11 protein-coding genes and 4 pseudogenes are annotated in these 13962 nt (G+C 63.5%); 11 read left to right on the forward strand and 4 right to left on the reverse strand.

From position 1 onward, the window contains the following. Nucleotides 1-162: 162 nt before the first annotated feature. Nucleotides 163-570 carry a hypothetical protein gene (locus OG716_RS20685; RefSeq protein ID WP_405139135.1) on the forward strand — a complete coding sequence of 136 codons (408 nt, stop codon included), beginning with the start codon at nt 163-165 and terminating at the stop codon, nt 568-570. A gap of 96 nt (nt 571-666) precedes the next feature. After that, nucleotides 667-945 (forward strand): annotated as a pseudogene (locus OG716_RS20690) (DUF2397 family protein); the annotation flags it as partial. A 39-nt stretch (nt 946-984) separates the two neighbouring features. On the opposite strand, the pseudogene OG716_RS20695 reads toward OG716_RS20690, so the two are convergent. Then, nucleotides 985-1557 (reverse strand): annotated as a pseudogene (locus OG716_RS20695) (23S rRNA (adenine(2503)-C(2))-methyltransferase RlmN); the annotation flags it as partial. Nucleotides 1558-1614: 57 nt separating this feature from the next. Between OG716_RS20695 and OG716_RS20700 the strand changes: the two are divergent. Both OG716_RS20700 and OG716_RS20705 read left to right on the forward strand, forming a co-directional pair. Continuing rightward, entirely contained in the window at nt 1615-1863 is a 249-nt protein-coding gene (locus OG716_RS20700) for a type II toxin-antitoxin system Phd/YefM family antitoxin (protein WP_405139136.1), read from the forward strand. Continuing rightward, a complete protein-coding gene (locus OG716_RS20705) occupies nt 1848-2252 on the forward strand; it encodes a type II toxin-antitoxin system VapC family toxin (protein WP_405139137.1) in 405 nt (134 codons plus the stop codon). The genes OG716_RS20700 and OG716_RS20705 overlap by 16 nt, the downstream gene beginning before the upstream one ends. Before the next feature lie 195 nt (nt 2253-2447). Here OG716_RS20705 and OG716_RS20710 read toward each other — a convergent pair whose 3' ends face one another. After that, nucleotides 2448-3332: a LysR family transcriptional regulator gene (locus OG716_RS20710; RefSeq protein ID WP_405139138.1), complete on the reverse strand. Its 885-nt coding sequence runs from the start codon at nt 3330-3332 to the stop codon at nt 2448-2450. Nucleotides 3333-3420: 88 nt separating this feature from the next. Here OG716_RS20710 and OG716_RS20715 point away from each other — a divergent pair, with 88 nt between their 5' ends. Then, complete coding sequence (locus tag OG716_RS20715; RefSeq protein ID WP_405139139.1) at nt 3421-3711, forward strand: hypothetical protein; 291 nt, start codon at nt 3421-3423, stop codon at nt 3709-3711. Nucleotides 3712-3892: 181 nt separating this feature from the next. Here the strand turns inward: OG716_RS20715 and OG716_RS20720 are convergent. Continuing rightward, nucleotides 3893-4468, reverse strand: a pseudogene (locus OG716_RS20720) (23S rRNA (adenine(2503)-C(2))-methyltransferase RlmN); the annotation flags it as partial. A 277-nt stretch (nt 4469-4745) separates the two neighbouring features. Between OG716_RS20720 and OG716_RS20725 the strand changes: the two are divergent. Continuing rightward, nucleotides 4746-6017, forward strand: a complete 1272-nt coding sequence (locus tag OG716_RS20725; protein ID WP_405139140.1) for an ATP-binding protein — start codon at nt 4746-4748, stop codon at nt 6015-6017. Between the two features lie 244 nt (nt 6018-6261). Here the strand turns inward: OG716_RS20725 and OG716_RS20730 are convergent. After that, a pseudogene (locus OG716_RS20730) lies at nt 6262-6452 on the reverse strand (23S rRNA (adenine(2503)-C(2))-methyltransferase RlmN); the annotation flags it as partial. Nucleotides 6453-6690: 238 nt separating this feature from the next. Between OG716_RS20730 and OG716_RS20735 the strand changes: the two are divergent. The 5 genes from OG716_RS20735 to OG716_RS20755 all read left to right on the forward strand — a co-directional run bounded on the left by OG716_RS20735 (nt 6691) and on the right by OG716_RS20755 (nt 13934). Beyond that, nucleotides 6691-7137, forward strand: a complete 447-nt coding sequence (locus OG716_RS20735) for a DUF4236 domain-containing protein (protein WP_405139141.1) — start codon at nt 6691-6693, stop codon at nt 7135-7137. Between the two features lie 144 nt (nt 7138-7281). Next, nucleotides 7282-8118 carry a vWA domain-containing protein gene (locus OG716_RS20740; protein ID WP_405139142.1) on the forward strand — a complete coding sequence of 279 codons (837 nt, stop codon included), beginning with the start codon at nt 7282-7284 and terminating at the stop codon, nt 8116-8118. Then, nucleotides 8118-8936 (forward strand): hypothetical protein, encoded by an 819-nt coding sequence (locus OG716_RS20745; protein ID WP_405139143.1) that lies wholly within the window; start codon nt 8118-8120, stop codon nt 8934-8936. Before OG716_RS20740 ends, OG716_RS20745 begins: the two co-directional genes overlap by 1 nt. 5 nt (nt 8937-8941) lie before the next feature. Beyond that, on the forward strand, nt 8942-11083 hold the full coding sequence (locus tag OG716_RS20750; RefSeq protein WP_405139144.1) for a hypothetical protein: 2142 nt from the start codon (nt 8942-8944) through the stop codon (nt 11081-11083). A gap of 73 nt (nt 11084-11156) precedes the next feature. Beyond that, the gene (locus OG716_RS20755; protein ID WP_405139145.1) at nt 11157-13934 is read left to right on the forward strand and encodes an AAA domain-containing protein; all 2778 of its coding nucleotides are present in this window, start codon (nt 11157-11159) and stop codon (nt 13932-13934) included. Nucleotides 13935-13962 lie beyond the last annotated feature (28 nt).

The raw sequence follows: 13962 nt of genomic DNA on the forward strand, positions 1-13962 counted from the left end.
GGCCAGTGCACGGAGTGCGCGGTGTTCGATACGCACGGCGACGCGTTCCTACTCCACGAATCGCGGAGTCTGCCCCTTTAGCGGGTGAAGCTCATTGCCACCGCAAGTCAGAAGCGCTAGCGTTTCACAGACTTGTCGATACACGTAACCGAGAGGCCGACAATGGCTTTCACCGCTCGCACACTGGGGCTCACCACACTGGGGGCCGCGGTCGCCGCCGTCGCCGCTACCGGAACTATCGCCGCCGCGGACACCACCGCGGACGGCGTCACCATCAGCGGATCCAACTACAAGGCCGGCTGCACGTACACCCTGTCCGGACCGTCGAACCTCGTCGAATTCACCGATCCGGCGGACCCCAACAGCACCGGCCGGCTCACCTCGATCGTGCCGATCCTCGGCATCAGCAGCGCGTCCGCCACCGGGAAGGTCACCGCGAACTGGACGCCGACCGTCGTCGGCACACATTCGGTGTACGGCGTGTACATGATCGGCTCCACCGACGCGGCCGGGCACAACGGCCCGGTCACCGTTCAGGTCGGTGCCGCGACAACACCTGGGTCCTGCTGAGCCAGGAAAGCGACCGGCGGCCACTCGACCGGCAACGGCTTACGCACCCACCGCTGCGTCTGATTCTCGACAATCGTCTCCGACGCATCCGGCGCGATCGACGAGCGTCGGTTTCCTGTCGCGGCCTCGGAATATCAGCAGATCATCGCGCTCCACCACGGTATGGCGGTAGCGGCACGGTCGTGGCAGCGCAGTCTGGCGCATGCGCTCTCTGGCGGCCCCGACCCGGATAAGCAAGAGATCCTGTGGCTCACCTTGCAGTCCTATGTGGGGATGTGGGGCGAACAGGTCGACATCTACACTCCCGCGGTCGCGCAGGTCATCACCGAGCTGGAACCTCAGCTCACCGAATCAGTGTGGCGGGCATGTGTCCGGGGTGCGACGCGCACCTGGCCTGAACATATGAAAGGAAATCTATCCTTCGGCCGCGAGTTGTCCGCAGGCGGCGGCGATTTCCTGGCCGCGGGTATCGCGGACCGTGCAGGGGACACCTTGGGCCTCTACTCGCCGAACGAATTCGCGCTCAACAGGTTTCGGGGAGGCATCCCACTTGCTGCCCGGGGTCGGGTTCAGAGGGATGAGATTCACATGGACCCGCGAACCCAAAGCCTTGTGCAGCTTCTTGCCGAGCAGATCGGCGCGCCAGGGCTGGTCGTTGATATCGCGGATCAGGGCGTACTCGATGGAGACGCGGCGGCCGGACTTGTCAGCGTAATACCTTGCGGCATCGAGGACTTCGGCGATCGGCCAGCGGTTGTTGACCGGGACCAGGGTGTCGCGCAACTCGTCGTCGGAGGTATGCAGGGAGACCGCGAGGGTCACCGACATATCCTCATCGGCGAGCTTACGGATCGCCGGAGCCAGGCCGACCGTGGAGACCACCACGCTGCGCTGGGAGATGCCCAGGCCGTCGGGAGCCGGAGAAGCGATGCGGCGCACCGCATTCACCACGCGCTTGTAATTGGCCAGCGGCTCGCCGATCGCTACTGTTTTACAAAGACTACAACCAGCTCACGGGCTGTAGCACAAGTGCTACCATAGGGCATGAGCACAGTCGGTCTACGTGAACTGCGGCAACAGGCGTCTGAACTGGTCCGCCGCGCAGAGGCCGGCGAAGAGGTGACCATCACCGTCGCCGGCCGTCCGAGCGCCCGCCTAGTGCCTGTCAGCCCCAAAACCTGGCGGCGTTTCGATGAAATATCCGACCTATGGTCCGGCAAAGCCGATCCAGACTGGGAGCACGACCGCAACCTCATCGACCAGGAGTTCCGCGACCCATGGGCGACGACGTGACCGACGAAGGTCGAGCAATACTCGACACCAACGTCGTCATCGCAGATCACATCACACCCATACCAGGGCTGCTGACCATCAGCGCGGCCACAGTCGCCGAACTCCATTTCGGTGTCCTCGTCGCCCGTACAGACTCGATCCGAGCAGAACGACTGCGCCGACTCTCGGCTCTTCAACGACGATTCGACCCTCTTCCCCTCGACGACGCTGTCGCGGCAAGCTACGGCCTGCTGGCCGCAGCCGTGGTGAAAGTCGGGCGCCAACCACGGGCCCGCACCATGGACCTCATCATCGCCGCAACCGCACACGCCCACAATGCGCGCCTCTACACCCGCAACGTCGATGACTTTCTCGGACTCGAAGATCTCGTCGAAGTAGTACCCATCTGAGCTGCGCCCGATTCCGCGAACCGGACTCGGCGCGGCATCCCGCGTGCGGCAGCCGCCCATCCCCACCGCCTCCCCTGCAGTCATCGCCTGCACAAAGGTCGTAGGAGGAGCCGTTCACCGATCGCAGGCCATCCCAATGAAAAGAATCGCTGGTGAAGACGGAGAAGATCCACCGCACCGCGATTCCGGTGTGGGTCATTCCCTCTCGATGTGGGCGCGCGCGGCGTCGATGAAGGCATGGCAGAGCGGATCGCTCTCGTCGGTGTTCCAGGCCAATGCGATTCGACTGCGCGGCAAACCGGTGAGCGGCACGTAGACAACTCCGGGGCGCGGGAAGTAGGCCGCGGCGGCGGCGGTGGTCATGGTGATCGCACGGCCCGCGGCGACGGCCTGTAGCTCGTCGTCCAGATTGCGGACCTCGACCCGGCGCGGAGGCGGGGTATTCGTACGAGCCTCGGCTCCGTACCAGAAGTCGGCCCACCGCTGATCGGATGTCACCCGGTAAACGACAGGATCGCCGAGCAATTCGGCAACCTCGATCGTCGTTCTGGTGGCGAGCGGGTGGCTGGCAGGCAAACCTGCCAGCCGCGGTTCGGCATGGAGGGGCAGCAGTTTCAGCCCATGCTCGTCGAATGGCGGTCGCACGAATGCCAGCGGCACTGCGCGGACGCGAAGTCCGGCGGTGGGGTCTTCCCAGCCGTAACGACAAAGCTCGACTTCCACCTGCGGGTGGCTCGCGCGGAAACGGTCGATGATGGCCGTGGTGGACTCGCGGGCCGCGGCTCCATAGAAGCCGATGCGAAGTACCGTGCCGTGCACCGACTTCCGCACTTCACTTTCGGCTTCTTCGAGCAGTCGCAGAATCTCCCGGGCCCGCTCGGTGAACTCGACACCGGACTCGGTCAGCGCTACCGCGCGGGTCGTGCGCCGGAACAGTGCTGCACCCAGATGCCGCTCGATCGACCTGATCCGCGCCGACAATGCCGGTTGGGACATGTGCAGTTGCTGGGCGGCGCGGGTGAAGTTGAGCGTGTCAGCCACCGCCATGACGTAGCGCAGATGACGCAGCTCGAGATTCATAACGGCAGGTTACTAAATCCTCGATGTTTGGTCTTTCCCCCCAGACCCCTTCCGCACCTACCATCGACCTCGGCTACGAGGAGGAAGATTGAGCGCCGTAGAACGAGAACCCGTTGCCACACAGTCTATTTCCATCACACAACCCGCCGGTCCGGCGAAATGGAAGTTGGCCGTATCGGCCTTCGCGGGGCTTTACCCGTTGGTCACCCTCGCCTCTTGGGCGGTCGCACGCACCGTGCCGCAATGGGCATTGCCGGCGCGTACCCTGCTGGTGATCGTCCTTGTGGTGCCGATCATGACCTACCTCGTTACCCCCACCATGCACCGGCATGCCGGCCGCTGGCTGCACTCCCTCAAAAAGCACCGAGACAGCAAATGAATTCAGCTACGCCACCCGACCGGACACGCAGACGACGTCGCCGGCGGATCTTACCTCGGCCGAGGAAGATCCCGACCCCATCAGGCGGCGACATAATCCGTTGCACCGCAGCCGAAGCCCGCTTCAACTCGGCAGCCACAGTTACGAACGCGTGCGCGAGACTCTCAGAGCGGTCTTCCGCTTAACCTTCGGCGGCGAGCTGGCCGCAGGCTGCGGCGATTTCCTGGCCGCGGGTATCGCGGACGGTGCAGGGGACGCCTTGGGCCTCTACTCGCCGAACGAATTCGCGCTCAGCGGGTTTCGGGGAAGCGTCCCACTTGCTGCCCGGGGTCGGGTTCAGAGGGATGAGATTCACATGGACCCGCGAACCCAAAGCCTTGTGCAGCTTCTTGCCGAGCAGATCGGCGCGCCAGGGCTGGTCGTTGATATCGCGGATCAGGGCGTACTCGATGGAGACGCGGCGGCCGGACTTGTCAGCGTAATACCTTGCGGCATCGAGGACTTCGGCGATCGGCCAGCGGTTGTTGACCGGGACCAGGGTGTCGCGCAACTCGTCGTCGGAGGTATGCAGGGAGACCGCGAGGGTCACCGACATATCCTCATCGGCGAGCTTACGGATCGCCGGAGCCAGGCCGACCGTGGAGACCACCACGCTGCGCTGGGAGATGCCCAGGCCGTCGGGAGCCGGAGAAGCGATGCGGCGCACCGCATTCACCACGCGCTTGTAATTGGCCAGCGGCTCGCCGATCGCTACCCACTTACAAACGCCGCGACCAGCGCATACACGCCAAGCTAACTGCAATACGGTACCAGATGGGATACTATCTTGAGAGATAGTATCGCTTTCGACAGTATCTGTATTTCGATATGGGAGGTATGACTTGGTCGACTTTATCGGCCGACAGCGCGAACTGAACACGCTCGAGGCTGCGCTGGGCGGGGTACAGACTGAAATCGGAACAGCGAGGCCGGGACGTTGTCTGATCCTGCGCGGGCGACGCAGGATCGGTAAATCTGCGCTCGTCGAGGAGTTCGTGCACCGGAGCCAGGTGCCGAACGTCTTTCATACCAGTGAGATCGGCTTCGGCACAGATCCACTGACCGAGTTCATCGATGCGGTACGCAGCTCATCCCTACCCGAGGCCGACATCTTCACTGATGCTGTGCCCGGCAACTGGACAGCGGCGTTCCGCCAGCTCGCAAGCATCCTGCCCGAGGACCAGCCGAGCGTCGTGGTGCTCGACGAACTGCCTTATCTCATGGATCCCGCCGGAGCGTTCGAGAGCGTTCTGCAGCGAGCCTGGGATCGCGAGCTGTCACGTAAACCAGTGCTGCTGATCCTCATCGGCTCCGACCTCGCCATGATGCAGGCACTCACCTCCTACGGGCGGCCGTTCCACCAGCGCGGCACCGAGATGCGCCTCGGACCCCTCAACCCTGCCGATGTCGCCACGATGACCGGCCTGAATCCAGCTGCGGCCTTCGACGCGACACTGGTGACGGGCGGATTGCCCATCATCTGCGCACGATGGCACCGCGGCGAGGACCTGCCTGCATTCCTCACCCGAGAACTGGCAGATCCGGTGAGCCCACTGGTCGTTTCGGCACAACTGTCGCTCGCCGCCGAGTTTCCGGATCAAACCCAAGCCCGCCAGGTCCTGACGGCGATCGGCAGCGGCGAACGTACTTTCATCAATATCGCCCGGGCCGCAGGGGGAATCTCGCACTCCACCCTGTCGCGCGCTACGGAGCGCTTGACGGATAAGGGCATCGTGGCCGCCGAACTGCCGATCAGCCTCGCACCATCCAAGGAACGCCGGTACCGGATCACCGACCCGTATCTCCGCTTCTGGCTTACCTTTCTCGGCCCGAACCTCGCCGAGTTGGACCGAATGCGCTCCGACCTCACACTTGAACGAATTCACCGTGGATGGACCAGCTGGCGCGGACGCGCCGTGGAGCCACTCGTCCGAGAATCATTGGCACGCCTGCTGCCCGAACACGGCATCCCTGCCGTCCCAGCGATCGGCGGCTACTGGACTCGCAGCAACGACGTCGAAATCGACATAGTCGGCGCGGACCGCGAGCCCATCGCGCACGAACTGGCCTTCCTCGGATCGATCAAATGGCTGGAAAACTCCCCCTTCGACAACCACGACCTGAGCGCCCTCCAGCGCCACCGCCACCGCGTCACCGACCAACCGATCCCCCTGATTGCCGTCACCCGATCCGGAATAGCTACCGAAGGCCTCGACGCCGCATTCACCCCCGCAGATCTACTCCAAGGCTGGCAGCCGAACGAATGAACCTGGAGCGCTGTGGATCTACTTCTCGGGCGGTCCCGGAGCGAGCTGGCGAAGTGCATCGTCGAGGGGGAAATCGACAGCAAACCAAGTGGCTGGATGGTCGCCGGGCCTTCCACCCAGGCGCAACATCCATGTGACACAGGGTGTCACGGTGAACACTACCGGCAACGCTGGTGCCGGCTGCCAGGGAACACTCGTCGTGGGTTGAATCCCTCCGAGCCGCGCATCGAAAAATCGGGCGCGACTACCCCTCGGCGGCGAGCTGACCGCAGGCGGCGGCGATTTCCTGGCCATGGGCGTCGCGGACGGTGCAGGTGACGCCTTGGGCCTCGACGCGGCGAACGAATTCGCGCTCAACGGGTTTCGGGGAAGCATCCCACTTGCTGCCCGGGGTCGAGTTCAGGGGATGAGATTGACGTGGACTCGGGAGCCCAGGGCAGGCCTCCTCCCAACCCAGTCGCACCAGCGAGGGCTACAACCGAACCAGGCAATTTGAGAACCTAATGCCGTTTGCCCGAAGAGCTTGTGCACCAAGAACACCCGATGGGCAGCGCCCGCCCACCCCTGAGGTTCCCGTAACCGCACTACCACGATCGTGATTCGCACCCAGCCTGTCGGTGCCCGGTGCTCTACTGAAGTGAGCACCGAAATTCCGACCCCGTTAGGACCTGCGATGGTTCGAATACACAAGAGATTCGGCCCGGTACGGATTACGGTCTCCAAATCAGGCGTCGGCTACAGCGCGGGCGGCGGTCCGTTCCGCGTCACCAAGCGCGCCGACGGCCACGTGCAACGAACAATGCGAATACCCGGCACCGGCATCTACGACACCAAGGTGATCGGCGGTCGGCGGCCACCGGACCGTCCCATGCCGGCACAGGTGCCTCCTTCCTACTCATCGCCGCAGACTTTCGGCCCTGCGGTGGCGCCCAAACCTGCACTCGCACAACCGCCCCCACCCAGCGCCGGGCCCGTCGGCGGTGAGGTGCTGCTGGTGCTGTTGGCCATCCTGTGCTCGATCGCCGCGATAGCGGCAGCGGCCCACGGCGTCATCGTCTTGGTACCGCTGCTGGCGATCGCGCTACGGTTCGCGAAAGTCGTCCACGCACAACGTCATTGATCAAATCATAGGTTGGCAACTGAGTCGCTACCAGGGGCCGAGAGCAGTCCGATCGACACCATCCCAGCGGTTCGATTTCATTACGATCGCTGAGGTTTCGGGGCACGCCAGGCGTGTCCGGGGTTCACACACTGGGGAGCACACATGCCGTACACAACGGAGATCAGCCGCACCAATCCGACCTGCTTCATCTTTCTCGTCGATCAGTCGACCTCCATGGGTGACCTGATCGGCGGCGAAGTCCCGCAGAAGAAGGCCGATGTCGTCGCCGACGCGATCAACCGACTATTGACCGAACTGGCCGTCAAATGCGCCAAGGAGGAAGGGGTCCGGGACTACTTCCACGTCGCGGTGATCGGGTACGGCGCGACGGTCGGATCGGCCTTCTCCGGCGCGCTCACCGGCCGTGACCTGGTGCCGCTGAGCGAAGTTGCCGATAACCCGGCGCGCGTGGAGGAACGGTCGAAGAAGATCCCCGACGGCGCGGGCGGACTGGTCGAGTCCACGGTGCATTTCCCCGTGTGGATGGACCCCGTCATCGGCGGCGCCACACTCATGAATCGAGCGCTCCGATACGCCGAGACCCTGGTGCGAGGCTGGATCGCGCAACACCCCGGCGGCTTTCCACCCATCGTCATCAATCTCACCGATGGCGAATCGACCGACGGCGTCCCCACCGAAGCCGCCACCGCCATCACCTCGCAGGCAACCGCCGACGGTGCCGTCCTGCTGTTCAACCTGCATGTCTCCGCAACGGGCGGCTCACCGGTGACCTTCCCCAACTCCGACGCCCGCCTGCCCGACGCCTACGCGCAAACACTGTTCGCGATGTCCAGTGTGCTGCCCAGCCACATGCGGGCCTACGCCGCGGGGCAGGGACACCAGATCGGCGACACCACAAGGGGATTCGTCTACAACGCGGATATCACCTCGGTCGTCCAATTCCTGGACATCGGGACCCGCGCGACCGAACTGCGGTGATGACACCGGGCCTGTACGTCACCCATCTGGTCGTGCCCAAACGCGGCTCCACCGCGACGGAGTGCGAGGACGCGGTGTGCGTACTGCCACAGACACCCTTCGACGAACTCGCCTCGGGTCCGGTCGCCGCGAGTGTTTGCGACGGAGCGACCGAGAGTGTGCTGTCGAAGGATTGGGCCGCGCTGCTCGCCGCCGCGTCGGCCACAAGAGCCCTGTCTGATCCGAAGTTCTTCGGAACCGGCGCGGCATTCGAGGACTTCGCCGCCGAGGTGGTGGCCCGATGGGATCCGTGGCTGGCCGAGTACTCGTCCGACCGGGCCGCGGCAGGCCGTCCGCTGGCGTGGTATGAGCAGTCGAAACTGGCGGGCAGCACTTTCGCGACCATGCTCTGTGTGCTGGTCACGCCGGACCGCGTCTCCGAATGGCGCTGGCAAGCCGCCGCTTTGGGCGACACCTGCGTATTTCACATCCGCGATGAACTGCCACTCAGCGCGTTTCCGATACAGAGCGCCGAGGAGTTCGGGACGAATCCGAACCTCTTCGGCAGCCGCAATCATGACACCGCGCTGCTGTCGGAGCGCACCGAATTCACCGAGGGCGTATGCATTCCCGGTGACCGGCTACTACTCGTGTCCGACGCATTGGCGGCCTGGTTCCTGGCGGCATCCGATCCCACTGCCGCGCTACACGAACTCTTGGAGTTCGGCGGTCCGCACGACTCGAGCCGATTCACCGATTGGCTGGATGCCCGCCGAGACCGACAAGAACTGCGAAACGACGATGTCGCCCTGATTCGAATCGATTTCGAGGGGCGGTAGCGCCAATGGTCACGACCACACCCCGAGAGTTCCCGACCGCCGGCGCCTATCAGGAAGCCCTTCAGCATCCGGGTATCTGTTTCACCGACGCCGAGCTGAGAACCTCGGTCCCCGAGCTCACCAAACTACGTCAACCCCGTGCGATCTCCGGTGCCTTCGCCAGCGTCTTCCCGGTTACCCATCAGGCCACCGGAACCCGGTACGCCATCAAATGTTTCACCCGCTACATCCCCGATCAGCAAGCTCGATACGGCGCGATCAGCGATCAGTTGGCCACACTTTCGCCCGCCGACCTGTCCCAGCCGTGGAAAATCGGTTTCGAGTACCTACCCGACGCGGTCCTGGTCGGCGGGACCAGATATCCCATCCTGAAAATGGAGTGGGCGCAGGGCCTGACCCTGTCGGCGTGGCTGGACATCCATCATGGCGACCGGTCGGGCGTCAATCGCCTCGCCGAACGATTCGCGGGCCTGATGTCCGATCTCGAAGCGCACAGTATCGCGCACGGTGATCTGCAGCACGGCAATCTCCTGGTCACAGGGGACGGCACGCTCCGACTACTGGACTACGACGGAATGTACGTACCCACGTTGGGCGGAACGGGCGGAACCGAACGCGGGCACCGCAATTATCAGTCGCCACACCGCGGAAACAATGACTTCGGCACCGACCTGGATCGCTTCTCCGCCTGGGTCATCTATGGGGCGCTCAAGGCCGTCGCCATCGATCCGGGCCTGTGGCGGCAGTTACACGAACCGCAAGGCGAGTATCTCTTGCTCGCCGAGGACGATTTCACGAATCCCCATTTCTCGCAACGTTTTCCGGCATTGCTCGCGCACGCCGACCGGGAGGTCCGGCAGTTGGCGGATCAGCTGCGCTCGCTCGCCACACAGCCGCTGGCCGCCCTGCCCGCATTGGCGACCGCCATGAGCGGCGCGGTTGCCGCCCCGATCGCGACATCCGCGACTACCACCGCCCAGGGGCTGCCGGGCTGGATGACGGGGCGGGTGCCAGGGGCGCTATCACCGCCGCATCCAGCCATATCCGCGCCCGCGACGCTACCGCGATTCGCCGGACGCGGGGCCCGGGATGTCGCGACCGCGATCCTGCTGATCCTGCTGATCGTCATCGCGCTGCCCGCCCTCATCGTCATCGTTCCCCCTCTGGCATTGCTTCCGCTGCTGGTGACCGCGGTCATGGTATCGACAGCACGGCGCGCCAGACCCGAAACCGCCGAGTTGCGCCGACATCTCGGCGAACTCCGGGAGCGGCGTGATGAAGCCGCAGACGTCGCCGGGGCCGCGGTGGTGGTGCGCGGTGAACAAACACAGCTGGATCAGTCCGAGTACCAGCGACTACAGCAACTCCCCATCCAGCGAAAGTACCTGCAGGACAGGTACAAAACGGAACTCGCGGCGATCGAGCAACACAAACTCCGCACGCTCGCCGCCATCGACGGAGAACGAAACGATCTTCGGCAAAAGCTGCGGGATCGGCTCGATCAGGCCTTGGCCGCAGAGCGGGCCGCCTTCGTCCAACAGCAGCTGGTGCGATTCCAGATTTCGGAGGCGGGTATCTCTGGTATCGGCCTCCATCTCACGAATGACCTTGCCGCACAAGGAATTCGAACAGCAGCCGACTTCACCGGTATCGGCCTGAGTGCGCGCGGCGGTGCCTACAATTCGGTGACCGCCTACATTCACACCGCCCGGGGACCGATCTACGTCAAGGGTATCGGCGAGGTCAAGGCCACCGCGTTGGAGAACTGGCGCGGCACACGCGTCGCCAGGATCCAAGCGCGATTCACGCGCACCGATCCGTCCAACGCCGCCGCCATACGATCCGACTACGAGCGTGAGATGAGCAGGCTGACTCAGCAGCAGCGAACGACGGAAAGTGAAGTCGGGCCGAAACAGGATCGGGCCAAACAGCGGTCTGAGGCTGAATCAGCTCAGCTGTCGTCCCATGCCGCCAACGCGACGGCGTTCGCCGCGAACAAGCGGCAGGAATTCGCCCAACGCCTACTGGCATTGCAGAACGCCCCGGCCTCACTCGCCGCACTCGATCAGCGGATCGCGGCGGCGATCGGCCATCGCAGGCGCCTATCCCACCTCAACTATATACGTTTCGCCCTGATCGGCCGCTAGCAACCAGAAATACTGCGGCACAACGGTTTTCCTCACGGTAACCTCGATGTGCCGGTAATCGAGAGGGGGCCCGATGGTTGATCCACGTCAGCTGGCCGTGCTGATTCGAAATCCCGCAGATGGGCCGTATCAGGATCTCACCGCGGAGGTTGCGGCGGTGCAGCCCACGGCGACTCGCATGAATGTCACCTTCCGCACAGGCAGCACCTTTCCCTACGGCCATCAGCGGGTGCTCGTATTGCGGCATCCGCAAGCCGTGCCCTTCGGTCCACAGCAGCGCATCTTGGTCGATGGCAGACCTCGCGACGATCTGACCGGGGCCTACCGCTTCTGCGAGATGGGTCAGGACTGGTGGCATATCTTTCCCGGCGATGGTCACGACTTCTCGGCGTATCACGGGGACCGGGTCGAGGTCGTACGGACCGGGGCGCCGCATCCGAAGGTCGCCCGGGTGCTGGCCTACTGGTGCGCCGCCGCGAGGCGGCTACCGGAGGAAGGGCGTGCACTCCGTGAGGCACACGAGCGGCCGTTGTTCGTTCATCCGGACAGCGCCCTGCATCGCTATCTCCATCGATCGCCGATCGAGCAGGTCGAGCGTCCGGCGTCGCCGCCGCTATACCCCTTCGACACAAATCTCAGCCAGCGCGCCGCCATCGATAACTCTCTGCGCCACCCGATTTCAGTGATCGACGGCCCGCCCGGTACCGGCAAAACACAGACCATCCTCAATCTGATCGCCAATATCATTGTCGATGAAACCAAAACGGTAGCGGTCGTCTCCTCGAACAATGCAGCCGTGGACAATGTGCACACCAAACTCGTCAAAGCCGGATTCGGTTATGTCACCGCGAATCTCGGCCGGAAGGCGAAGAAGGAAAGGTTCTTTCAGGAACAAGGGGGTCGGAATCTGATTGTCGAGCAACTGGGCTCGACAACTCCGGTGACCCTACCCCGTGCCGAGGAAATGACCGCGCGGGATCAGCGTCTGCTGAGGCTGCGTGAAACGGAACGCGACCTCGCGGACCTATATACCGAGCATGCCGCCTACGAGTTGGAACGCGTGCACTTCCGAGCCTACCTGGATCGGCACGAACTGCCCGACCAGGAAAAGCTACCCGTACTGCGGTGGCGGCCGGCCAAGATCCTCGCCTTCATCGCCGATACCGATCCGGAACTTGCGCGGGCCACCGGAATCGCGGGCGTGGTGGACCGGATCAGCAAATACTTCAAATACCGATCTATGCGCCATGCCGACGCACAGGATATCGATATCGTGTTCCGGCTGCATCAGCTCTATTACGACACCAAGATCGCCGAACTCGAGCGCAAGATCGAACAGGCGCGAAAGTCGTTGGACAAATCGAACTTCGACGACCTCGCCGCCCAGCAACAACAGCTCTCGGTGGCCTGGCTCATCGAGAGCATGCGTCAGCGCTATGCGGGACGCGCCACGCAGTTGTACGACTTCCGATATCGGCAGCACTGGCAGGACTTCGCCCGCGACTACCCTGTCATCCTGAGCACCTGCCATTCACTCGAAAGCAGCATCGGCACAGGGCGACTCGTCGACTACCTCATTATCGATGAGGCCTCGCAGGTCGACCTGGTCGCCGCAGCCGTGGCACTGGCATGCTGCCGCAATCTGATCGTCGTCGGCGATCTCCGGCAGCTGCAGCCCGTCGTGACAATTCCGGAATCAGCCACCGGATCCGCCCCCGATCCCGCGTACGACTATCAGCGGCAAAGCATTCTCTCGTCGCTGACCGATATCTACAGAACCGCGCTGCCACGCGTCCTGCTGCGCGAGCACTACCGTTCCGACCCCGCTATCATCGGCTTCTGCAACCAGAAGTTCTACCAGGACAATCTCATTCCCTTCACTCGCAGCACCCCGGGCTACCAGTCCATGGTGGTTGTTCGTACGCCACCCGGCGACCACATGCGCTGGCTCGAGGAAAGAACAGGCAAGCCCGGCGGGCGAGTCAATCAGCGCGAGATCGATATCATCCAGCAGGACGTCCTACCGCGGTACTGTGCCGAATTCCCCACTGATCAGGTCGGTGTCACCACGCCGTACCGACCGCAGGCGGACCGGGTCACCGACGCCCTGATCTTGAGCATCGAGTCCGATACCGTCCACAAATTTCAGGGCCGGGAGAAGGAGGCGATCATCATGACCACGGTGTTGGACAATAGACCGGGCATCGACAAGGCGCTGAAATTCGCAGACTCCCCGGAACTGATCAATGTGGCCGTATCCCGTGCGCGGAAGCGCTTCATCCTGGTCACCCACCACGACATGCTGCCGAAGAGTCGGAACCTGCGTGATCTGATCGGCTACATCCGCTACCAGTTTCCGGACAAAGAGTTCTTCGACAGCCCCGTCGTGTCAATTTTCGATCTGCTGTACAAAGACTATTCAGCGGTTCTACGAACGCTCGCCAGGCACGTACGGGATGAGTCGGAACATCCCTCGGAGAACATCATGCGAGCCGCCCTGGAACAGATTCTGGGCGAATCCGACTTCCAGGGATTCTGGTACAACGAGCAGGTCCACATCAAGCACCTCCTGCCCGACACCGACCGGCTCGACCAGCGGCAAAAACAATTCACCCAGTCTCGTTCCGCCTCAGTGGATTTCGACCTCTACAACCGGATCACAAAGCAACGCCTGTGCGTGATAGAGGTCGACGGTTTCAACCATCACGAAAACAAACCACACCAACTCGCCCTCGACGCCGTCAAGAACGCCATCTGCGCCGCCTACAGCATCCCCATCCTGCGCTTCCCCACCACCGGAAGCGCAGAACTCGGCCGCCTCCGCACCGAACTCGCCGCACTGATTCGCTGACACACATACCGCAGCGCTGGTGCCGGGG

Origin of the sequence: Nocardia sp. NBC_01388 (assembly GCF_045040085.1) — a bacterium.
In the GTDB taxonomy this organism is placed as follows: Bacteria; Actinomycetota; Actinomycetes; order Mycobacteriales; family Mycobacteriaceae; genus Nocardia.